Source organism: Rosistilla carotiformis (assembly GCF_007753095.1).
GTDB lineage: Bacteria > Planctomycetota > Planctomycetia > Pirellulales > Pirellulaceae > Rosistilla > Rosistilla carotiformis.
The window spans coordinates 6,655,577-6,677,282 of sequence record NZ_CP036348.1; the positions used below are offsets into that span (position 1 = coordinate 6,655,577).

Annotated in this window: 18 protein-coding genes; 5 read left to right on the top strand and 13 right to left on the bottom strand. The window is 58.8% G+C overall.

Going from position 1 to position 21,706, the window contains the following annotated elements; genetic code table 11:
- Positions 1-6: 6 nt before the first annotated feature.
- Entirely contained in the window at positions 7-2,391 is a 2,385-nt protein-coding gene (locus Poly24_RS23975; protein WP_145101637.1) for a COG1361 family protein, read from the top strand.
- A 136-nt stretch (positions 2,392-2,527) separates the two neighbouring features.
- Here the strand turns inward: Poly24_RS23975 and Poly24_RS23980 are convergent, their stop codons facing one another.
- On the bottom strand, positions 2,528-2,899 hold the full coding sequence (locus tag Poly24_RS23980; protein ID WP_145101639.1) for a PadR family transcriptional regulator: 372 nt from the start codon (positions 2,897-2,899) through the stop codon (positions 2,528-2,530).
- Positions 2,900-3,276: 377 nt separating this feature from the next.
- Here Poly24_RS23980 and Poly24_RS23985 point away from each other — a divergent pair, with 377 nt between their 5' ends.
- Positions 3,277-3,912, top strand: coding sequence for a DUF5658 family protein (locus Poly24_RS23985; protein WP_145101641.1), 636 nt, complete (start codon positions 3,277-3,279; stop codon positions 3,910-3,912).
- On the opposite strand, the gene Poly24_RS23990 is transcribed toward Poly24_RS23985, so the two are convergent.
- The 8 genes from Poly24_RS23990 to Poly24_RS24020 all read right to left on the bottom strand — a co-directional run bounded on the left by Poly24_RS23990 (position 3,895) and on the right by Poly24_RS24020 (position 13,090).
- Positions 3,895-4,281 carry a DUF971 domain-containing protein gene (locus tag Poly24_RS23990; protein WP_145101643.1) on the bottom strand — a complete coding sequence of 129 codons (387 nt, stop codon included), beginning with the start codon at positions 4,279-4,281 and terminating at the stop codon, positions 3,895-3,897. The two genes, Poly24_RS23985 and Poly24_RS23990, sit on opposite strands and share 18 nt — an antisense overlap.
- Complete coding sequence (locus Poly24_RS27705) at positions 4,278-5,549, bottom strand: prepilin peptidase (RefSeq protein ID WP_315852220.1); 1,272 nt, start codon at positions 5,547-5,549, stop codon at positions 4,278-4,280. The genes Poly24_RS23990 and Poly24_RS27705 overlap by 4 nt, the downstream gene beginning before the upstream one ends.
- On the bottom strand, positions 5,542-6,822 hold the full coding sequence (hemA, locus tag Poly24_RS24000; RefSeq protein ID WP_145101645.1) for a glutamyl-tRNA reductase: 1,281 nt from the start codon (positions 6,820-6,822) through the stop codon (positions 5,542-5,544). The genes Poly24_RS27705 and hemA overlap by 8 nt, the downstream gene beginning before the upstream one ends.
- Positions 6,819-7,733 (bottom strand): cytochrome c biogenesis protein CcsA, encoded by a 915-nt coding sequence (gene ccsA / locus Poly24_RS24005; RefSeq protein WP_145101648.1) that lies wholly within the window; start codon positions 7,731-7,733, stop codon positions 6,819-6,821. Before ccsA ends, hemA begins: the two co-directional genes overlap by 4 nt.
- Before the next feature lie 252 nt (positions 7,734-7,985).
- The gene (locus tag Poly24_RS24010) at positions 7,986-9,788 is read right to left on the bottom strand and encodes a hypothetical protein (protein WP_145101650.1); all 1,803 of its coding nucleotides are present in this window, start codon (positions 9,786-9,788) and stop codon (positions 7,986-7,988) included.
- Positions 9,789-10,244: 456 nt separating this feature from the next.
- Positions 10,245-11,330, bottom strand: coding sequence for a hypothetical protein (locus Poly24_RS27570; protein WP_231753321.1), 1,086 nt, complete (start codon positions 11,328-11,330; stop codon positions 10,245-10,247).
- Between the two features lie 350 nt (positions 11,331-11,680).
- Positions 11,681-11,989 carry a hypothetical protein gene (locus Poly24_RS27575; RefSeq protein WP_231753322.1) on the bottom strand — a complete coding sequence of 103 codons (309 nt, stop codon included), beginning with the start codon at positions 11,987-11,989 and terminating at the stop codon, positions 11,681-11,683.
- A 138-nt stretch (positions 11,990-12,127) separates the two neighbouring features.
- On the bottom strand, positions 12,128-13,090 hold the full coding sequence (locus tag Poly24_RS24020) for a YybH family protein (RefSeq protein ID WP_145101655.1): 963 nt from the start codon (positions 13,088-13,090) through the stop codon (positions 12,128-12,130).
- A 412-nt stretch (positions 13,091-13,502) separates the two neighbouring features.
- On the opposite strand from Poly24_RS24020, the gene Poly24_RS24025 reads away from it, so the two are divergent.
- The 3 genes from Poly24_RS24025 (at position 13,503) to Poly24_RS24035 (ending at position 17,175) form a co-directional block, all read left to right on the top strand.
- A complete protein-coding gene (locus Poly24_RS24025; RefSeq protein WP_261343098.1) occupies positions 13,503-13,949 on the top strand; it encodes a DUF3302 domain-containing protein in 447 nt (148 codons plus the stop codon).
- Between the two features lie 11 nt (positions 13,950-13,960).
- Positions 13,961-15,334 (top strand): HlyD family secretion protein, encoded by a 1,374-nt coding sequence (locus Poly24_RS24030; RefSeq protein ID WP_145101657.1) that lies wholly within the window; start codon positions 13,961-13,963, stop codon positions 15,332-15,334.
- A 251-nt stretch (positions 15,335-15,585) separates the two neighbouring features.
- The gene (locus Poly24_RS24035; protein WP_145101659.1) at positions 15,586-17,175 is read left to right on the top strand and encodes an efflux transporter outer membrane subunit; all 1,590 of its coding nucleotides are present in this window, start codon (positions 15,586-15,588) and stop codon (positions 17,173-17,175) included.
- Positions 17,176-17,948: 773 nt separating this feature from the next.
- On the opposite strand, the gene Poly24_RS24045 is transcribed toward Poly24_RS24035, so the two are convergent.
- From Poly24_RS24045 to Poly24_RS24060, 4 genes are all read right to left on the bottom strand, one after another.
- Positions 17,949-18,245 carry a type II toxin-antitoxin system RelE/ParE family toxin gene (locus tag Poly24_RS24045; protein ID WP_145101664.1) on the bottom strand — a complete coding sequence of 99 codons (297 nt, stop codon included), beginning with the start codon at positions 18,243-18,245 and terminating at the stop codon, positions 17,949-17,951.
- Positions 18,242-18,451 (bottom strand): addiction module protein, encoded by a 210-nt coding sequence (locus Poly24_RS24050; protein WP_145101666.1) that lies wholly within the window; start codon positions 18,449-18,451, stop codon positions 18,242-18,244. Before Poly24_RS24050 ends, Poly24_RS24045 begins: the two co-directional genes overlap by 4 nt.
- A 122-nt stretch (positions 18,452-18,573) precedes the next feature.
- Positions 18,574-19,140, bottom strand: a complete 567-nt coding sequence (locus tag Poly24_RS24055) for a hypothetical protein (protein ID WP_231753324.1) — start codon at positions 19,138-19,140, stop codon at positions 18,574-18,576.
- Between the two features lie 454 nt (positions 19,141-19,594).
- Positions 19,595-21,646 carry a hypothetical protein gene (locus Poly24_RS24060; protein WP_145101670.1) on the bottom strand — a complete coding sequence of 684 codons (2,052 nt, stop codon included), beginning with the start codon at positions 21,644-21,646 and terminating at the stop codon, positions 19,595-19,597.
- Between the last annotated feature and the right edge of the window lie 60 nt (positions 21,647-21,706).

Below are 21,706 nucleotides of genomic sequence, written 5' to 3' on the forward strand. Positions count from 1 at the left end.
AGAACAATGAAACGGCTCGGTACCCGTTTGGGCATGTTGGTCGGCGTGGTTGGTCTAGCTGTAATGGCGATCACGCAGGCTCAAAAAGATTATTCCTCGACTAGCTCGCTAGAGTTCGTCGATCTCAAAAACCAACTGGCTCCGCCACGCCCCATCGGTGGCGACGGGTTCGAGGGTAGTGCGTGGCCTGCGCCGCCGGATACGCAAATCGTTCGTGGCAGCGACAGCGGGGTCGCGCCGATTGCGACCAGCGTCAACGCGCCTCCGACGATCCAGCTGGCCTCGCATCAGGAGCCGATCGATGGTGGGGCAGTCAGTGCGCCCCCCAGCTTCTCGATGCCGGTGATCCAGGACAGCAGTGCGTCGACAGAATTCAACGCCCCCGCTTCGCCAAGTTTCGACTTGCCCGAAACGCTGCCGACCGATTCCAACGATTCGCAGATCGGCACTGGAGTCGCTAACGCTCCCGCTCCGCTCCCCGCGTTCTCGGCTCCCAACGCCAACCTTGCGATTACCGCTCCGGCAACACCATCGGACGCCTCCCAGCCTCAAACGATCCAGATGCCCGATTCGGCATTCGAAGGCGTTGGTGAAGGCACGCCCGCAGAGGAACCCGTGGCCGCCGCACCAGCCCCCGCAGCCGCACCGGCTCCGCTAGCTAGCGACCAATCGATCATGACTCAACGTGGCGTGGGAATTCAAAGCGGGCCATTGGTCGACATGCCCGAAGACTACCGCAGCGAAGCGAGCCCCGCACCGCGAGCCGCCAACCCGACGCTGACCTCGCCCGGTTTCAACCTGCCTAGCGATTCAGCTCCCACCGCCCCCTCGCCGCTTCGCGCCGCTCCCTCGGAAACGTATTCCGACCAACCAGCCGCGGCGCCCGCGATCCCACGCGAAGCGATCGCAACGCCACCGCCCGCCCCGCGTGCAGCCCCAGCTCCGATGGCCGCTCGCAACGTGCAACCGATGAACCGAGCCGTTGATCCAAGTAGCATCCTGGCTCAACCGGGCAGCCGCCTGCTCGAAGGTGCACAGGCCCCAAGCGTCACGATCCACAAACGTGCCCCCGAAGAGATCAACGTCGGAAAACAAGCCACGCTCGCCATCCAGATCCGGAACACCGGCGTGACGGACGCGTTGAACGTGGTCGTCACCGATGCGATTCCCGAAGGAATGGAATTGATCGAAGCGTCCCCCGAACCACAGATCCAAGGCAGCCTGATGACTTGGGAATTCGGTGACCTGGAACCGGCTGGAGAGCGCACCATCACTCTGCAAATGATGCCCGTTGCCGAAGGTGAACTCGGCAGCGTGGCGCGCTTGAGCTTCGAAGCGGCCGCCAGCGTGCGAACGCTCAGCACGCGTCCCGAACTGAAGATCGTCCAACGCGCTTCGGAGCAGGTCCTGATTGGACAGCAGGTTGAAATCGAAATCGAAGTTTCCAATCCCGGCACCGGCACCGCTTACGGCGTCGTGTTGCAGGAAGACGTTCCCGACGGCCTGGAACATCCCAAAGGCAAACAACTGGACAACCTGTTGGGAGACATCCAACCGGGGCAAGTCCGCCGTCAACGGCTGATCCTCAAAGCGGCCAAGCCAGGCGTCGCGAACAACTTCATCCAATTGATCTCCGAAGATCAAGTGGTCGCCAAAAACGCACTGCCGATCGAAGTCATCTCGCCAGAACTGGCGATTAAGATGGACGGACCTACCCGCCGCTTCCTGGAACGCCAAGCGAAGTACATGTTGCAGATCGCTAACAACGGATCCGCATCAGCGACCAATGTCGACGTGGTGGCCTACCTGGATCGCGGCCTGTCGTTTGTCAGCACCGAATACAAAGGTCAATACGATGCCACCCGGCACGCGGTATTCTGGAGCCTTGCCGAACTGCCGGTCGGTGAAGCGGGTGAAGTGCCGTTGGTCTTGCTGCCGATCGAAGCGGGAGAACAATTGGTCCGCCTCGAAGCCCAAGCCGACCTGGGAATTCAAGCCCGCAATGAAAAACCGATCACCGTCGAAACCTTGGCTGAGATCACGTTCAGCGTGAACGATGATCACGACCCGATCGAAACGGGAACACAAACCACGTATGCGATCCGGATCACCAACTCCGGATCCCGCGAAGACACCAATGTTCAATTGCAACTGGCGCTTCCGCCGGGCATGGAATTTGTGCGTGCCGACCAGCAGGCTCAGGTCGATGGCCGAGGTATCGTTTCGTTCGCGCCGCTGCAACGCATGACGGCTCAGGATGAACACACCTTCCACGTGACGGTGAAAGGTATCGCGACAGGAACTCACGTACTGAAAGCGATTCTGACTAGCGATCAGTCGAACGTGCCGGTGACAAAAGAAGAGAGCACGATGGTCTACGCCGACGAATAGACCCATCGCGGCGTTTTGTTGGATGCAATCGCTAGACAAGACAGCGATTACATTTGAGAACGATGCGTCATGCGATAAGCGCAGCACGGGGCCTGCGCTTATTGTGTGACGCTTTTTTTACGTCGCAACGTTGCTGTTAGGCTTGGACGACGCGATTAACGGCGGCCGAGACGATGTCCCAGTTGGCGATTTCAGCGATCAATGCATCGCTACCGGTTTGCGTCAAATGATAGAACTTTGCGCGTCGATTCGATTCGCTTTGACGCCACTCACTAGTCAACAACCCCTCTTTTTCGAGCCGGTGCAAAGCGGGGTAAAGCGAACCTTCTTCAAGCTTCAACACGTCGCCCGATTCGGCTTCGATCTGTTTCATGATTCCATAACCATGCGTTGGCGAATCTCTAACAACACGCATGATCAACATGTTCAAAGTACCACGCAAAACGCGGCTGTTCGATTGGGGATTATTGTCTGACAACGGAATGTCCTCATTGCGTTTGATGTCCATCGAAAACGTACCAACGTTCGTGCGCGCGTCGACTTTATCAGTTCGTCTCGATTGAACTTGTTACTTAAAATGGTGGCCGAAAGTTCAAGCTAGGTGCCCCGGAATACTAGGCATCAAATTGGCTAAGTCAATCTATTACCTAGTTTCCATTTATCAGCGACTGTTATTGATAGTGCGTAAACACGAACTGCGATAGTCGCCAAAGAGGCATCTTTAAACCGCCAAAAGGGTGGCTCCCGAGCTTGGCATCCTGTAGCTCTCGGAGGCATAGGATATCGTATTGTAGGAGCGTGTCGAATCCGAAATTGGAAACTATAATTAGATTTCAATTTCGATAGTGCTGTTCTGTATAGTTGTGAAGTGAGGAGACCGCGGGCGTGGAAGCTATCAAACAAGCTTGCCAAATTTTGGGAGTTCCCGAAACGGCGTCACTCGCAACCATTGAAGCTGCGTTTCTCAAGAAACAAGAAGAATATCGCGCCGACCCGGGCAGCGATCCGTGGGACTTCCAAGACGTTCAGCAAGCTTTCCGAACGCTCCGCGAATCGCACCGCAAAGGAGTGCACACCAGAACAGGTACTTCAAAAACGCGCGCGGCAAAAGAGGTGTCACCTCCAGCGCCGGTGCCCCTACCTAAACAGAAGATCACCAACTCCAAGCCGGTGGAAATGCCCAAGCATCTGGTTTGGCAAACATTCTTTCGCGAACTGCCGCTGCAAAATGAAACATCCGTTTTCGTTCTGGTGAACGTTTTGGATATTTTTATGACATGGGGACTTTTGAAAGTTGGCGGGATCGAAACAAACCCGATCGCCAATTATTTTTTGCAACGATGGGGCTTTGACGGCATGATTGCGTTGAAGATGCTTTCGGTCGCCTTTGTCGTGGTCTTGGTTCAACAGATTGCCACCCGCGATCTCACCAAAGCCAAGCGTTTATTGATCGCGGGCACCGCAATCGTGTTTACCGTCGTTGTCTACAGTGGCGTGCTGTTGTCACGTACCATGCGTTGATTCTCCAGGCGCTCCGCCCTGCGTTCCTGTCGGCAGCGCACGTAAGAAATCCAACGTGAACAGCCCCGAATCGTGGCCGTCGCTGAACGCGATGTTGTAGGCGTAATTGCCCACCGGCCGCATTCCCAAAACGGCCATCGGTCGGGTTTCCTGAGCTGAGAGCACTGGCAAGCCCATCGGCTTGCGAGGGGCCGGAGCCTGATCACTATCGACCTCTTCGGGCTCCGCGGCGCGGCGTTTCTCGCGACACGTTGCACAGGGACAGGCGTCGCGCAATTGGCGCGCGGTGAATTCGGTCACCAAATTGTCGGACCATGTGATCCGTAGCCCTCGCGCGGTGCGGGCGATATCGGTCGGCAAGACGCTCATAGGGAAGTCCTTTCATTGTCAGCCGATTCCATATCCGGTTCGGAATCGGCAGCGATATCACAGGCTCCCTCGGCAAGGAGCACTTCGGCAGGCGGTTCGACGACAACCGTCCGCAGGCCAGCTGACAGCACCAAAACCGCTGCTAACCAAGCCAGGATGACACCTGGGGAATGATCGACAGCGGGCCACAACGACCACTGGGCCAGCGGTCGCCAGAAGGCCAGATGGAGCGCCATCACAGCGGGGATCAATGCCATCAACCATTCGTATCCGTTGCGTGATGGAAACGCGTTGCGGAACAGGATTGCTGCGACGATCGACACGGCACAGATTGCGATCAGCGCGTGCCACCCCAGGACGATTCCCGGCAGTGTCAGCATGCAGATCAGATCGATCAACCGCGCCGTATCCTTGCCCAACGGATCCAGCTTGGGATCGGCCCCCGGACAGACATAACGGGCCATCATCCGCGCCAACACACACGCTGCCGCCACCGCAGTGACCAGATAAAACAATGCGACCAGATGGCTGCCGTTGTCCCAACCCGGCTCGGTTCGCAATTGCCAGGGAACCTGTTGCAGCGGCGGCCAGGCGAGCATCGGCACGATCGCCAGCGTCAAGAAGAACTGCACCAACCTTGCTGGCAATCGAAAGCCGTCGACGCGGACCAATGCAAAGGCCCACGCGCCGGTTAAGATCGCAATATGGTAGATGTTGATCGCAATAATTTCTGTGGTGATGTGAGGCATCCGCAACGGCCCGTGCCCCTGACCGCGAGCGCCGCTAAACGGCAGGTTCTCGCCACCGCTGTACAGCCCCAACACTCCGACCAGCATGATCGAGATCCCAACCAATGCTTCGACGATCGGATACCGAGCGGCGATCGGCAACCGGCACGCGCGACAGCGGCCGCGAAGATTTAACCAACCGAAGACGGGAACATTGTCGTAGGCTCGGATGGGGACGGCGCAAAACGGGCAGGCCGAAAATCCGTTGATCGACCGGCCGCGTGGCATCCGCCATGCGACGACGTTCAGAAAACTGCCGATCGATGAACCGAACCAGAAAAACCAAGCGACGACAAACAGATCCAACAAACAGGGAACGATGAGATCGCTGGCGTGGTCGTGTCGATGGTCATGCAGACCGACAGAGGCCAATACATACAGCACCGCAGCGACTGCCAATCCACCGACCACACCGATCAATGGCCAATTCGGGTGCCAACGACGGCTGCGATTTCGAGGCATCACGCTTGGATCACTCATCGTTCAATTGAAACAGTTTCCGCAGGGCATCCAACAAACCGTGGTTGCCGCCGCTGGCAACGTCGTCTTTCAGCGAAGCCATCGGTGGATGCAGCATTTTGTTGACCAGACGATCAAACGACTGGGTGACTTCGCGTCGGATCTCGTCGCTGGCACCGGCAGATTCTAGCCGCCCGATCAATCTTGCCAACTCATCCTGTTTGACTTGTTCGGTTTGTTCGCGCAAACGTTTGATCACCGGACCGGTCGCGCGATGGTGAAGCGCCGTGACAAACTCGCGGGTCTCATCTTCGATGATCCGCTTGGCTTTGGGCCACTCCTTTTCACGCTCCCGTTGGTTTCGATGACAGGCGGCTTGCAGGTCGTCGACCGAATACAGGTAGACGCCCGAAAATTCACCGATCTTGGGATCGAAGTCGCGGGGGACGGCCAAGTCGAGGATCAACAGCATCCGCCCGTAGCGAGCTTGATGGATCGCGCCAAAACGCTGCACGTCCATGATCGGTTCGGTCGCCGCGGTGGTGCTGACGACCAGATCGGCATCGGCCAGCAGAGAATGCATCTCTTCCCAATCCGCACTGCGAGCCCCCAGTTCGGCCGCCGCTTCATCGGCTCGCTGGCGATGACGGTTGATCAACCGCACGTCGCGCGCTCCTTTGTCGCGAAGGTACTGCAGCGTTTCCCGCCCCATTTCCCCCGCGCCGATCAGGACGATTCGCTTGTCGTCCATCCGCTCGAAAAATTCGACAGCGATCTCGCCGACCGCCACGCTGGGAATGCTGACGCGCTTCTTATGGATCGCGGTCTCGCTGGCGACGCGTTTGGCGACGCGGCTGGCGGTCTGGAAGATCGAATGCGTCAACGGCCCGGCCGATCCCTGCGTGCAGGCCAGTTCGTAGGCCTGTTTCACTTGAGCCAAGATCTGGGGTTCGCCGACGACCATGCTGTCCAAACTGGCGGCGACGGTGAACAAGTGCTCGATCGCTTCGTTGCCGTTGCGACAGATCAAATGTTCCATCAATTGGTCCTGAGTCAATCCGCGCTGGCCGGCCAAGAAGTCGACAAACTGAGCCTGCTCGACCCCGCTGTCGTCATCGGTCGCGGTGTAGAACTCGACCCGATTGCAGGTGCTCAACAGCACCGCTTCGGTCTTGGGAAACCGGTCGCGGAACGCATCCAATGCAAGCTGTGCCTGATCTCCCGTGAAGGACAACCGCTCGCGAAATTCGACGTTGGCTTGATGGTGGCTGCAGCCAATCATTTGGAGCTTCATACTTCAGCCCCCTTCGCGAACGCGACGCTCAGCGACGTGGTTTGTTCGGTCACCTGCGCCTTACCCGCCGGCGGTTCTCCCGTCCCACCATGGTTCGACGTAAACAGTCCCGCCATCGCGAGGACCAAGAATCCGAAACTGGCCAGCGTCAGGTAGGCGATCTTGCGACCGCGGCGAGCCGGTTTGTAGAACGCCTCGAAGAGGGTTGCGATCACCAACCAAGCGAACAGCACGCAAGAGAGGGCGATCCCGCGGTTGGTCCAGACGATCTCGCCGCTGCGATTCAAATGCATCGCGATCCCGGCAAACAAGCCGACCGCCATTAGGCAGGTACTGGTCAGCAGACAGACGCGGTTGACCGTTTGCAACCACTCCAGGCTCGGCAATCGCATCCCCGCCGACGACAACCGCTTGTGCTTCAAACGATACGAATGGACCAGATAGACGACACCGGCGACAAAGCCCAGCAAAACCGCGACGGTCACCAACAGCATCGAACCGGCGTGCATGTTCAACCAAAAACCTGTCGCTTCGTCGCGTGAAAAGGGAGCGGAATTGCGGAGCACGCCAGCCAATCCGATCAGGCTTAGAACCAGTGGCAACAGGAAGTATCCGAGCGTCGAATCGGGCCGACGCAGCAGCAGGATCGCGTAACAGATCGCCACGCCCAGCGCCAGCAACAGCGTCCAGTCGTACCAACTGGCCAACAGCCCCACTCCGCGACCGTCCATCTGTTGGCGAGCGCTCATCGTCAGGTAGGCGACGTGCGTATAAAGCCCCGCCGCCGTGAATCCGATCACACCGGCCATCCGTCCGGGCAGTCGGAACATGCCGCGCGTGATCTCCAGCAGCAGCGCCACGATATAGCTGCCGACAAAACAGGTGACGGTGATCTGGGAAAGGTGTTGCATGGAGGTTTGTCGAGTAACGTCGTTGCGGACCGCGAAATCGAATCGAGCAATCCTGAGCACGTTGGCAGGCAGGCCTTCGGAAAACAACGAAGGTTACCGTAATCATAGCATCCGGCTAAAGAATCGTCGCACCGGGGTGCGATTGCAGCGGATGCAGCGCTTGCGACAACCGCCGCACAACCGCCATAAAACGATCGAACGCGAAGAAATTCCCAGCGACGGCATAGCGCGGCCGCGCAGTCGTTTGCTGGATTAAGCCGTGTCGCGCTGCTTCCCCGCGCGGACCAAAAACTCGGCATCGGCCAAGATCGGATCGTCCAATTCCAATCGCAGCACCCCTTCGCGTTGCAAGCGGACGATCTCCTGCGAGTGCCGATCGTGAATTTTGCTGCTACACTTCTGCACCCGCCGATTGCTCTGCGTCATCGTGATCACCAACATCGCGTAGACCGCGGTCGGCATCACCGACAACAAGACGCTGGTTAACAGCATCGCCCATTCGGGTGCGGGGAATTGATCCAGGTGATCGTGCAGGTCAGTCGCCACCGCGGACGAAGCGCGGAAGTATTTGGAGTACAGCCCCACCACAGGCCCGGCAAACAACGCCCAAAAGATCAGCGTGCCGACCAAGCCCAACAACTGAGCCGTCGCACCGCCGATCGCGCCGCGGTCGATCTCTTCTTCCAAGATCTGTTGCGAGGAATGTTGCAGTTGGTCGATGCCGCGAAGGTGGGCGTGATGCGATTCATTTCCCATCGCCTGCGGTGCCTGGGCATTCAGCGGCCCCAGTTCTTGCTGGAACGTACGGATCAACGGCCCCAGACGATCGCGAACCAAAGCGGCTGAACGCTCGCGAACGCCCCCTCGCATCTCCGCTTCCATCGACTGCATCTGTCCGATATTCGTCGCCGACGTCCAGGCCGAACTGATCAAACTGGGCAGGCTGCCCGAAAGACTCAACACCAACCGGTCCCAGGCACCATGGGTGAGGTTCAACAATCCAATCAGCGTCTTGTAAGGAAACCAGATCGCCGCGGTATCGGTCAGCAGCGCCAACCGCAACCGCGAACGGATCCCCGCTCGCAGCGATCCGCCACTGCCGACGAGACTGTTCGCGACATCGACAGGCAGTCGGTCGGCGGCTTCGTGCAGATGATCGACAGCGCGGACCAGGTAGGGCAGCTCGTCGCTGATCATCTCGTGCAGCGATTGTCGGAAGCGGCGATCGGCGGCGGCCAGTCGCGCTCGTTGCCGCCGTTCCGCCCCGCCCGCTTCGACCAACCGAGGGCGCAGCGCGTGCCCGATCGCTTCTCGCGTCGTGCGCGCGATCGTTGCTTCGTCGTCGACCACATCAAAATCATGCACAATCACCGGAGGCAGAATTTCCGACGACGGAGCGGCGGCGTGGATCGCGGCGCAGTAGGCGTCGATGTCGCTGGAGAGTTTGTCGTCGTGTTGGCGGACGATGTTGATCACCGGCAGCACCAAAGTCCCCTCGCTGGCGTTGACCAGATCGTGGACCACCTGCGACCGCAATTGATCGCGGCGGACGACAAGGATCTGCACCGATGCCAGCGACAGCGTCTGCTTGGAGATCTCGACGACATGCGGATCTTGATCGGTCGCTCCCGGCGTGTCGAGGATCAAATATTCGACCCCCAGCGGAAACATCTTCTCCGCTTCGCAGTGCAGGTACCGTTCGTAGCGGTCGTTGATATCAGCCGGCGGATAGGGACCGACCCAGGCGATGCGGACCGTCGCTTCGCGGGTTCGATCTCCGCTAGGCAACGCCTGGCGTAAATTGGCATCTTCGATGAACTGGCGGACCAACCAAGTTTTCCCCTGACCGGTTGGACCGACCACGCCGACGACGATCGCATCGGGAACGCGGGTCTGCAGAATCGCAGCCCGCTGGGCTTCGAAGCGATCGCACAGTTCGAGCACCCGCTCGCCGACCGGGCTGGTCCCCAGCACGCGCGACGCCGCCCGACGAACTCCTGCGACAAAGCGGTCGGGACGTCCAGAGGTCGGTGCGATTTCGTTGGTTTCGTTCATGAAGCTATTCTAATTTGAAGCCCGAGGCTCAGGACGCCGGAAGGGAGGAGCGTTCGGTTCACCCGATCTTAAGACGTCGGAGTGTGCAAATGATAACGCATCGCATTCCACTCGCCGACCCATCCTCGGCAGCGGCAACGCCCCACCGAACGGAGCAAAAATCCCGCAGGGATTCAAAATGGTAGCCGGGGGTTGCCGCAAAGCGGCGCCCCTCGGAACGCGTCGCCCCAACACATCCAAACGCTCCCGAAGGGATCGCAGACGGTAGACGGGACTGCACCGTGTTGTAGCCCAGGAACGTGTCGCGATGGCGGCTAGATCACAAACGGTAAGAACCTTTAAAGGCTACCGCTGCGGAGATGCCGGTCGTGGGCCAGCGGATATCGCTTTGCCGGGCATATCGCACTTTGGACAAGTGGATTTGCCTTGGTCTCGCAAACCGCTGCCGCGCGAAGACTAGGATGTTGGCGAACTATCAGCGTCTGCCGAATCCTGATCTTTGTTCTTCAGCCGAACGAGAAGATACTGCTCCGTTTTGCCGTCCCCGATGTGAACCAAAGCGGGAGCTTCGTCTTTCGTCAAGTTGTAAAGTCCGGTCTCGATTAAGTTCGATTGATTGTCGCCAACTGTAAATGCAACCTGTTGAGTTTTCTTGTCGACGGCACCTTGGATCACCATCGTTTTACCGGTCTTGGTGTCGGTGTAGTTCCCGCGAATCACACCTTGCTTATTCACCGCCAGTTGGATCGTAACGATCGCGTTTGTTTGACGATTCTTGGTCAACGCGAACACTCCCAGTGGCAACCAGTCGCCGTCGGACGGAGCCTTGGCTGTGGCACCCGACTTCGCCAACTCGGTTGCCTGCGCGTAATACTGCTCGGTCGTTCCAGCGTCCTGGCCATCGACATACACATTGTTGTTTTCGTAGGTGATGTTGTTGCCGTAGTCGTAATACATCGGTGTCGTTGGATAGTAATCCATCCACGCGCCGACGGACGCCCAAGAGGCCGCTCGCCAAGCGGCGCCGGTAGCCCATCCTGCCGCGAACCAGGCTCCGGGATGATCGGTATACCATCGTCCGCCGTAGATGTCCCAGTGGTTGTAATTGGTGCGAACTCCGACCGCTGTCGTGTAGCGATTCGATGGGGTGACTCGTGCAAATCCTGCTGCGGCACCGGCGGGGCCGGCGACGACTCCCCGCGCTGCGGCACCGCCGTTGGGACCTCGCACCGCACTGCCTGCGGCAACTCTTCCGTTGGGTCCAACCGCAGCGCCCCGCGCTGCCGCTCCGCCGTCGGGGCCTCGTGCCGCACTGCCGGCTGCAACTCCTCCATTGGGTCCAACCGCAGCGCCTCGCGCTGCCGCACCGCCGTCGGGGCCTCGCGCCGCGCTGCCTGCTGCAACTCCTCCATTGGGTCCAACTGCAGCGCCACGCGCCGCCGCTCCACCGTCAGCACCTCGCACTCCACCCGCTGTGGCGACGCCGCCATCGGGCCCTACACCTACGGCGCGGCCTGCCGTATTGCCTTGTGGCCCCGTCACCGCGACACCTGCTGCGTTGCCTCCCCGCGGCCCTTCCGCCGTACCGTGATTAACGTCAAAGTTGTCACCGCGGTTTCCGCTTAGGCTGTGTAGACCGTCGTCGGATGGAAGGCCAAGAAATCCACTGAGTTGGTTTCGAGTTGGCGCGGAGAATCGATTGCTCCCAGCGTCTTGCCCTCCAGCACCGAGGCCACCCAAGCCACTCGCACCGCGACCTAATCCTGATCCGCCAAGCCCATCAGCCCCTAGACCACCGCCGCCAAGCCCGCTTCCACCTAGTCCGCCGCGCCCCAGTCCACTGCCGCCCAGTCCACTGCCGCCCAGTCCACTACCGCCAAGCCCATCAGCACCTAGTCCGCCGCGACCCAGTCCACTACCACCCAGTCCACTACCACCAAGTCCACTACCACCAAGTCCACTACCACCAAGTCCGCTACCACCAAGTCCACTACCACCAAGTCCACTACCACCAAGTCCACTACCACCAAGTCCACTACCACCAAGTCCGCTGCCACCAAGACCACCTCCAGCATGTCCGCCGCCAAAGCCAGCACCACCGCCGAAGCCGCCGCCACCGAAACCCGCACCTCCATGTCCACCGCCGCCAAAGCCACCGCCGCCACCTCCGAAGCCGCCCCCATGCCCTCCGCCAAAGCCACCGCCGCCTCGGCCGCGCCCCAAGCAGTCAGCCAGTGGCAATGAGAACATCAAACTTATCGTCAGCAGGGTAAGGAGCGGCTGTTGGTACATGGGGATCTCTTTGATAGGCGAAGGTATATTCAGCATCTACGGGATATTTAGCGTTCGGTCGGTTGGCTTGCGGCCGGTGGCGATTGGCGTTTGATGACCACCTCGTCGGTGTCGGGGATCGCGACGCCGCCGAGCGTACGTTGAATCGATTGCCAGACGCATGCGTTGTCGTCGAGCCGTGCGATTCGGATGAGCGACGTCGTTGGTGTTCCGTCGCCGGTCATTCCGATCATCTCGGCTGTCCATCCACGTTCATTCGGTGACCAGAGCCCCGAAGCATGGCCGCCATCGGGACTAAAGCTCCATGACTGCACACGTCCTTGAACCGGATTCCAGCCGATCAATTGCACTCCCGAGGTCTTTGTGCCATCGGCATGCGTGGTCGTGTAGGTGCGTTGGACGAAGCTTTTGTCGGCCACCCAGCTGTAGACCGATTCAGACTGATTTCCATGCTCTTCAGCGACCCAGGCACCAATCAGCCATTCGAAGTCAGCCATGCTTTGGCGAGTGATCGGCGTCTCGATCCACGTTTCTCGCACCGACGCCATCAACCACTTTCCATCGACCTTGGTGTGAACCGCTGTGTATTTGCTGACACCGGGAGCCCCCTGGGGAAGCGGAGCAACAATTGCGCGTCCATCTTCGATTGCGATGCTGTCGCTAAGAAACCGCAACGAGTCGATTGCGATTTGGATTTTCACATTGGGGTTCGCGGCAAAGAACTCGGAGTAGTCTTGCTCGATCGCTTCGCGTCCAACCATCTGCCGGTCGCTGGCATCGATATACTCACCCTCCTCGGTCCAAAACGCCGCGATCGCTTGGGCGTCCGCCTTGTTGAAGGCGGCCACAAACGCTTCGGATTCGGCGCGAATCGCGGCCTCCGAGGGAGTCGGCGGCGCTGCCGATTTCTGACCCGTCGGAGCGATCGCTGGCTGCTGGGCAAAGCCTGCGGGTGAGTGGGTAGCACCCAGCATCGCAACCACGATGAAGGTCAGAAATCTGTGATTCATGATGTTGTCCTCGTTGTTTCAACGTTGGCATTCCGACATCGGATTCGAAACCAATCGCAATTTAGGGTACGCAGTACCATTGTTCCACTATTTGGGGATAAAATTAACGCGCCTCACATTTGCGGCACGTCGCCCTCTCAAGACGTAGCGACGCGAATGCGCCCCCATCGGCAGCATTGGTGACTCCGGGCTGGTCGTTTCCAATGTTGGTGCTTCAACATGCGAACACCGGTAAGCTTAGGCTGCTCAGCATCAAGTGGAGGCTGGGGTAAACCTTGTCTCGTGCCCCTCGTTTGCATCGGCGCACCTCGCAACTCGAATCGCTACAACCCGCCAGAGGCCTGTCGCTGGGTGGGGACGTAATGATCGCGACGAATGCGTTGGAAGCTTCTGCTCGCTATAAACTTGTTCGTTGGTTAGATTAACAGGCTCGACGTGGGAGCCATCGGAAAATACGGATCGGCCGAGCACGCGAAGCTATTCTTCCATCGTTAGGAGCGGAACAATCGACGTCTTCGACATATTTGCCTTTGCTGTATTTGGCGTGCTGCTAGCGGCGGTTGTGATCGTTGTGGTCACCCTGGGACAGCTGCCGGGCCAGATCGCCAAGCAACGCAATCATCCTCAGGCCGCGGCGATCAATGTCGCGAGTTGGCTGGGCGTTGCTACGCTCGGCATTCTCTGGCCGTTCGCCATGATCTGGGCGTATCTGAAACCGTTTTCCGCAGCAGCTAACGGAGCGAATTCCGATCGGGAATCGCAATCGTCCGCCAGCGGCGACGGGCAAGCTCAGCTTGCAAAAATGCAGACGCAGGTCGATTCCTTGCAAGCTGCTCTCAATAAACTCACCGCCAAGTAGGATATGACGCCGTGATTGCTTTTATGTTGACGATCTACGTGGCGGTAGTGGTCCTGCTTTTTAAGATGAAGTTGGTCAAACCGAATCCCTATCCAATCGCCTTGATTTTGGTGGCGGGGATTTTTGTGATCGGTGGGCCAGCGGTCGCCTGGACTTTGTCCGCTCCGGTGAGTCCGCGCGTCGTCACGACGCAATACGTTGTCCAGCTGGTCCCTTATGTGAAGGGGCAAGTTGCGAAGGTGCATGCCCAAGCCAACGTGCCGATGAAGAAGGGCGACCTGCTGCTGGAGATTAATCCGACGCCTTATCAGAACGCGCTCGACCAAGCCACGGCGCAGCTGCAGGCATCCCGCGAGGGACTCAAACAAGCCGAGGCGGGCGTGGACGTCGCCAAGGCGAGTGTGGCAAGCGCGGCGGCTGGCGTGCAGCAAGCCACTGCGGCCGTCGGCCAATCGAAGGCTGTAGTTTCCAACGCGTTGGCGAGTATCAAACGAGCCAAAGCGGGCATCGCCAGCGCGGAAGCGGGAGTCACCAAGGCCAAGGCGGCTGACGATTTGGCGAAGACCGAAGAACAGATCGCCGTGAACCTGCAGAAGACCGACGCCGGAGCGATCAGCGCGCTCCGCGTGACTCAGTCGGTGCAGAGTCGTCAAGCAGCGGACGCAGCCTTGCAAGCTGCGGAAACCGGAGTCAACGAGGCTCAAGCGGCACTGCTGCAAGCCGAAGCAGGACTCAGCCAATCCCAAGCGGCCGAACAACAAGCGGCAGCCGGACTGGTCGCCGCTCAAGCCGTCCAACAGCAGGCGGACGCTTCGGAAAGTCAGGCGATGTTGGGCGTGAAGATCGCCGCAAGCAAGGTTCAAGCCGCCGAGGCGCAGGTCAGCGACGCCCAGTTTAATTTGGGGCAATGCAAAATGTTGGCCCCTGCGGATGGTTATGTTGTGAACTGGACGGTGCAGGAGGGGACGATGTTGGTCCCGGTGCCGTTGGCGGCTGCCGGAACGTTCATCAACACCGAACAAACGTTTATCGTCGCTTCGTATCCACAAAACTGGTTGATGAACGTCGAGAGCGGGGATGATGTGGAATTGGTTCTGAATCCCTTCCCCGGCCGACTATTTAAAGGCAAAGTGGACCAAGTGATTCCGGCGACGGGCGAAGGCCAGTTTGACCCCAGCAAATCGGTTCCGCTTGCTTCGCAGGTTGGCTCTCATGGCTTCTTGGCTGTGAAAATCCTGTTGGATCAGGACCAAACGATCCCCAGTCTGCCGCTTGGTGCTGGTGGGACGGTGGCCATTTATACCGATCATGGCAAGCCGGTTCACATCATCTCCAAGGTCGCCATCCGCATGCAGAAGTGGCTTCTGTACATCATCCCAAGTTAACGCAAGGTTCTCAAAACTGGGCTTGTCCTGCGCGGTTAAGCGGGTTCTGCGGCGGCAAACTTTTCCTAGCTCATCAGCCGCTGGTGCGTTGCGTAGTTCTGGAGTATCGGTCTCAACCAGACCAAGACAAGCAACCGATACGACCATCGAAGGTGGAACCGTAAAACGGGGCAGACCTGTATAACTGGGATGACCCGTCGCGTGCTTCGCACGGTGCGGAGCTGACCGTGTTGGTGCGCAATGGATTCGCGATGAACGCTTTAACGTCACGCTCCTGTTTCAGGATGATGCTGGATCGCCGGTCGCTGCCCCAGTCTTTGGTGGTCGTTTGTGCTATCGGTTTGACGCTCTTGAGCGGTTGTTCGACGCCGCTGCGAGAATTTGTCGACAACGGTTTCAAAGTTGGCCCGGATTACCGTCGCCCGCCGGTCCCGTTGGCAAACCAATGGATCGACAGCAACCATGAAGGCGTTAACACCAGCTCGGTGAACTACAGCGATTGGTGGACGGTTTTCGAAGATCCTGTTCTCGATGGATTGATCGTTACCGCGTACCAACAGAACGTTAACCTGCGAGTCGCCGCAACGCGTGTGCTCGAGGCCCGCGCCCAAAAAGGGATCGCCGTTGGCAGCCTGTTTCCACAGAGCCAGTCGATCGACGGATCATTCACTCGTTCTCAGCTGAGTAAGAATGTTGCCGTGCCATCTCCGGTGAGCCACTTCAGCACCTGGAGCGCCACGTTTGGCGCGTCGTGGGAAATTGATTTCTGGGGCAAGATCCGTCGCATCGTTGAATCGACCGATGACGTCGTCGATGCCTCGGTCGATGATTACGACAACGTGATGGTGACGCTGATCGGCGACGTCGCGTCGACCTACGTAACCTACCGAATCCTGCAGCAGCAACTGTTGTATGTGCAGCAGAACATCACGCTGCAAGAATCGACGCTCAAGATTGCCACCGAACGATGGAAGTCGGGGCAGACCAACGAACTAGGCACGGTCCAGGCCAACTCGCTGCTGGAACAATTGCGAGCGACGCAACCGACCATCGAGACGGGGATTCGCGTTTCGCAAAACCAGCTTTGTCTGTTGCTCGGCATGCCGCCAACCGATCTGGCAGAGATGCTCGGCACGGCTCCTATCCCGGAATCGCCCCCCGAAGTGCTCGTCGGCATCCCCGCCGATCTGATTCGCCGCCGGCCTGACCTTCGCGCAGCAGAGCGATACATCGCGGCTCAGAATGCGCAGATCGGTGTCGCGGAAGCTGATTTCTATCCTCAGTTTTTCATCAGCGGCGACATCGGTTACCAAGCCAAGGATCTCGACCTCCTGTTTGGTCCGCGCAGTGGTATCGGCCAGATTACTCCGGGCTTCAGTTGGAATGTGCTGAACTACGGACGGATCGTGAACAACGTCCGACTGCAGGAATTCAAGACGCAAGAATTGGTCGCTGTCTACCAACAGAAAGTTCTGGTAGCGGCGAGGGAGGTGGAGAATGGCATCATCGATTACGTCAACTCGAAGGTGACCGCTGAGCGTCTCGAGGCGAGTGTCGCGGCAGCCGAACGCGCCGTGAAGTTGGCCACCGATCAATTTAATGCAGGTGTCATCGATTTCACCTCGGTCTTCGTCGCGGAACAGTTTTTGGTTCAGCAACAGAACCTGTTAGCCCAGGCTCAGGGAGATGTCGCTCTGGCGTTGATCACTGTCTATCGATCGCTCGGCGGCGGTTGGCAGTTGCGATTGTCCGACCCTGCGATTGTGACCGTGGGAATGATTGAAACGGTGCCGGCGACTTCCGTTGTGGTAGAAGCTCCCGAGCTTATAACGACAGAATAGGAAACAGATTCGATGACAAAAACTTTGGTTTGTCTGCTCGGTTTTCTGGCCGCGTGGAGCGTCGGAAACTTGGCCGTTGCACAACAGCCGCCGCACGCGCCGGCCGGTTCTCACGCCCTGCCTTGTGATTCACTTGCAGGGACAGCGTGCGATTGCCGGACCAACGGCGACGCATGCTCGGGCAACTGCTTTCCGCCCAACTGCTGCTGCGATGACTACACTCCTCGTCCCTACCCTCGCGCTTGTTTCCCCGCCTATCCGTCGTGGTACAAGTGTGTTCCGGCGGGCGATGTCGCTTGTTGTCCGCAGGCCTGCGAAACCGAAAAGAAACGCACCTGGTGGTTTCTACCCACGTGCCATGCTCTAAAAGAAGCCCTCTGGCTCGCTCCGTAACGCATGCAAACGCCGTCCGTCGGGCGCACCCGCAGCTCGCAACCTGCCTGAGGAGCGAAGCTCCGATCCTTTGCATAGCCCAGGTCAAGCGAAGTGCAGGCCTGGGTAACGCGTCCTCCACGCTAAAACCACCACCGTAGCCGCGGCAGCGGCGGCCGCATATAGCCTACGGCGTCAGCCGTAGGAAATGTTAGGAACAATCTCGATATAAGCCCCGGTAGGCGGCGACAGATCCAGCGCACCTGCCGCCCCTGCCGGGGCTTTTTAATGATTGCGGCTTGCCCGATCCTGCGGCTCGCGCCGCAGGCTATATGCGATCGCCGCTCCCGCGGCTTGTGCGTTGCCCGAGGAGCGAAGCTCCGATCCTTTGCATGCGATGGTCATCCGAGTTGTAATCGATTCGCAATCCACCCAGGGTCGCGGCGCTCGTCAAGGATTGCGATGACGAAAATGGAGCCCGAATCGACTGCATAGTAGATTGCGAACGGAAAACGACTCGCCGACATGCAGTGGTAACCATGGCGCATCGCATGGACACCCCCGAGAAACGACAGGGAGCGAAGATCCGTGGTGAGTGATTCAAGGAAATGGTCACCAGCGTGCCGGTCGCCGCCATCGTAGAACGCGACGCCATTCAGCAAGTCGCGTTCAGCTTCGCCCGAAAGCTGGACATTCACTTGCGGCCTTGTTTGATTCGCGAAACCACGTCGTCGAGCGATGAAAAGGTTGTTTCGCCATTCTCGACTCGGCGTTTCCGCTCAGCAAGGATTTCGCCGTGCCAGTCGGGGGGCGAATAGTCTGCCGAGGAACGAAGCGAAGCCCAGAGTTGCTCCATAGCATCCAGCTTCTGCGCGGTGGTCATCGTTTCCAATGGAAGTTGCATTTGTGTCTCCGTATCAAGCGAGCGTTAAGCATAGCACGAATAACGTTACGGTTCAGCGGGCCGGGAGAGTTGATCGTCCATCATCAAAACGCTTGCAAGCCCAGCTCCGTTGAAACCGATGGTTATCCACCATTGCTGGCAGATGCGGCTGGGGTAACGTATTTTTCTACTAGTTCTGGGTGCGTTTGGGAAATATCAAAGACATATTTGTATAATTTGGATACCAATTCTCGCACCAGTCGGTCAAATTCCCCCAGTTCGTTTTCGTCGAGGTGTAATGTGTCGTCAATTTGCAAATGGGGCATCGCCAATTCGAGGTTGTCCTCCATTGGCCTGATCAAATCCACACGATAATGCATCATTTCTTCATCGGAATGTGCAACTGTGGTGTTTCGCAGATCCATGATGCGTTTCTTTATTCGCTCATCAGCCGGTGAAAATCTGATTCCGGCCAGTCGAAAACTTGGGGTTGTACCGCCCCCTGAGACGGAGAATAGCCTTCCAAATGCAACTATTGCGGCGGACTCCAGCAGTTTGAATTTGCGAAGTGCAAGTCTGGGATAGGGTTTTGAGAAGTCGCATTCCTCAAGCAGGAATTGGATCGCGGAATTAGCATGGTTCAAATCACGTATCGCGAAAACGAGTCGTTGCAATTGGGCTTCGTTTGGAAGGAGGCGGGAGCTGCTCATTGGCGATTTAGTTGGCGTGGATAACTTATGATTCTCAGTAGTTGGCCCGGCTGAGAATAGGTTTCATGCTCTGATTCTCGCTGACTCACCCCCCATTCGCAACGCCCGACTGCACTGATGGCGTCACGCCCCACCAATACATGCTTTTCCAGAGCGTCTGGTCACTTCTCACGCTACTTGCCCACTCATCGGCCCTGTCGGGAAGTGATCCTGCGGCTCGCGCCGCAGGCTTTATGCGATCGCCGCTCCCGCGGCTTGTGCGTTGCCCGAGGAGCGAAGCTCCGATCCTTTGCATAGCCCAGGTCAAGCGAAGCGAGCTCCGCGAGCGAAGTGCAGGCCAGGGGGCAATGTGTTCACGACACGCTACAGAAGGACCAACGGTCCGGCAATTTGTTGGTCGATCGCTGGTCTTAACGCACGACGTGAGCCGCCGAAACGATGGACGCCTGTCGACTCAATCTCGCGGCAGCTTTTGGTGCAGCGAATCGAGGAACGGCTGCCGCAGCTTCCAGATTCGGATGCTGGTGTTGTCCGATCGCCGCAGCGCGACTTTGGCTGCCGGCAGGACGTGCTCGCGCGGACCGATCTGGATTCGTAGCGGTTCGATTTGATCGTCGATCCCGCGCGGTACGCCTAACGAATCGCATTGCACGGCGATGAAGTCGGCCAGCTGTTGTTGAGCGGCTTGCAATTCCATCGCCTTCAGCGCCCCGTGGCTGTTCCACGCGGTCACCAATCCGGCGAATCCTGTGGCAAGCAACAGCTCTGCGATCGACGCGTGCATCAGGACCAGCGTCCCGCCGCCATCGACCGGGACCATCACCACCGCCGCAAACGCAGCGAACAGCGCGGCGACCGGCGTCAGGCCGTGCTGAAGTTTCTTGACCATCGACATCTCTTGCCACATCGCTTCGGCGGTCCGTCGCAATTGTTGCGGGTCCAATGCGGTTTGATCTTCCGCATCGAACCGCTCCACCGCGTGGTTGCAGATCTCGAGCAGTTGCGAATCGGGGATCTCGGTCCGCATCTGGCCGGTGAGGTCGTGTCGGCGATAGCTCTCGCACAGCCGTTCCCCCGAGAGGACCGATCCCTTGGCTCCTTTGCGGAAATCGTCGCGAATCTGTTCCGCCTTCTTCTGAGCCGCTCCGGTCAGATTGAAACTCTGCATCAATTCGCTGGCCGAACGGGTCAGCTTGGATACAAAGCCGTTCATCTTCATGCCCAGCCGCGCGTACCACGGTGCGGCTTGCGAGAACGCATCGGTCAATTGGTGGATGATCCGCGCCGATTGATGCAGCCGCAGTTCGATGATCGCTCCGCTGGAAAAGTCGCGCCGCGCGAAAAACTCAAGCGACGCATCGCAGATCGCTTGCCGAGCCCGCCGCGCGTATGTCGCTTGCGTGGCCGTTTGGTCGCGAAGGAAATCGACGCCATCGGACCAAACGCGTTCCGCCAATGAAGTCGCTTGCGATCGTCGGAACCCATCGAACAACGCCGATCGGTTCAGCCGTGTCGGCAGCGACGAGAGCAGCTGCGACGCATCGATCTGTTTCACCAAATCGGGCTCGATCGCGGAGGCTTCGAAGAAGACCGGCATCGGATCGTCTTCGGTTCCTCGATCCGCAACCTCAGGCACAAAGGTTTCGCTGGCGGGGATCTCAAAATCGTATGCGAGATAGCTGGCGGTGATTCCGTGCCCACTGACCAGAGGCTGCAGATCTTCAAAGACCTCGTGCGGCCGATACTTGGGGCGGATCATGTTGATCGCCAGATAACGGCTGACTCCCGACATGCTGGTCGCCGCGACATCCAGCAGTTCGCCGACAGTGTTGGCTCGCAGCGAAGCGAAGTCGGTGACCATCACAAAGGCGGAACAGAGCGTTGCGGCGCGGCACAGCAGCGTCTTGCGAACCTCCAACGCGCCGCGGCCAAACGCTTCGCTGGTCACGATGTCGGGGCAATCCAATAATCCGACGCAGGCCTTATCCAATCCTGGATCGGTCGCGACCAACGGGATCGCCAATGCATCGGCTTGTCCCTCGGCGTTGTTGTATTGTTCGTGCGCGGCCGCCGGATCGTCGGACAACATCTGCGGCGGCTGGCCGAGCGCTTCGCCCAGTCGCGACATCAACAGGCCCCAGACCTCCGCATCGGCTCGCCAGCTTTGCGGCAGCCAGAGGACAAACCGGTGCGTACCGGCATCGTTCGATTCACCGCGCAGCGACCGTTGCCGACCGGCGTCGCTCAAGAAGGTGCTGACCAAGCTGGTTTTGCCGCTGTTGAGCATCCCGGCGATTGCGATGATCGGGAAATCCGCAAGCTGCGCGGCGACCTCCAAGCGGCGACCGGCCGCGCGGATTTCGGTCAATCGATTAGCGTCCCATTGTTGCAGGGCATCGAAAAAGCTGACCCGCCCTCGATCGGGAAAGTACGACTCGATCGCAGCATGCTGCTGATCGTCCTCCAGCAGATCGCGAATCGGCGGCCATTCGATGCGAGACGTCATAAGAAATCGAACTGTGGTTTTAGGCGGGGTCGAGTGAGTGCGAGGCGTTCAGACTCCAGC

Excerpts from the sequence above, each read along its gene's own strand:
- ccsA (WP_145101648.1), bottom strand. The coding sequence starts at position 7,733 with ATGCAACACCTTTCCCAGATCACCGTCACCTGTTTTGTCGGCAGCTAT.
- Poly24_RS24060 (WP_145101670.1), bottom strand. The coding sequence starts at position 21,646 with ATGACGTCTCGCATCGAATGGCCGCCGATTCGCGATCTGCTGGAGGAC.
- Poly24_RS24050 (WP_145101666.1), bottom strand. The coding sequence starts at position 18,451 with ATGCAACTTCCATTGGAAACGATGACCACCGCGCAGAAGCTGGATGCT.
- Poly24_RS23975 (WP_145101637.1), top strand. The coding sequence starts at position 7 with ATGAAACGGCTCGGTACCCGTTTGGGCATGTTGGTCGGCGTGGTTGGT.
- Poly24_RS24010 (WP_145101650.1), bottom strand. The coding sequence starts at position 9,788 with ATGAACGAAACCAACGAAATCGCACCGACCTCTGGACGTCCCGACCGC.
- Poly24_RS24035 (WP_145101659.1), top strand. The coding sequence starts at position 15,586 with ATGAACGCTTTAACGTCACGCTCCTGTTTCAGGATGATGCTGGATCGC.
- Poly24_RS24055 (WP_231753324.1), bottom strand. The coding sequence starts at position 19,140 with ATGAGCAGCTCCCGCCTCCTTCCAAACGAAGCCCAATTGCAACGACTC.
- Poly24_RS23980 (WP_145101639.1), bottom strand. The coding sequence starts at position 2,899 with ATGGACATCAAACGCAATGAGGACATTCCGTTGTCAGACAATAATCCC.
- Poly24_RS23990 (WP_145101643.1), bottom strand. The coding sequence starts at position 4,281 with ATGAGCGTCTTGCCGACCGATATCGCCCGCACCGCGCGAGGGCTACGG.
- Poly24_RS24020 (WP_145101655.1), bottom strand. The coding sequence starts at position 13,090 with ATGAATCACAGATTTCTGACCTTCATCGTGGTTGCGATGCTGGGTGCT.
- hemA (WP_145101645.1), bottom strand. The coding sequence starts at position 6,822 with ATGAAGCTCCAAATGATTGGCTGCAGCCACCATCAAGCCAACGTCGAA.
- Poly24_RS27705 (WP_315852220.1), bottom strand. The coding sequence starts at position 5,549 with ATGAGTGATCCAAGCGTGATGCCTCGAAATCGCAGCCGTCGTTGGCAC.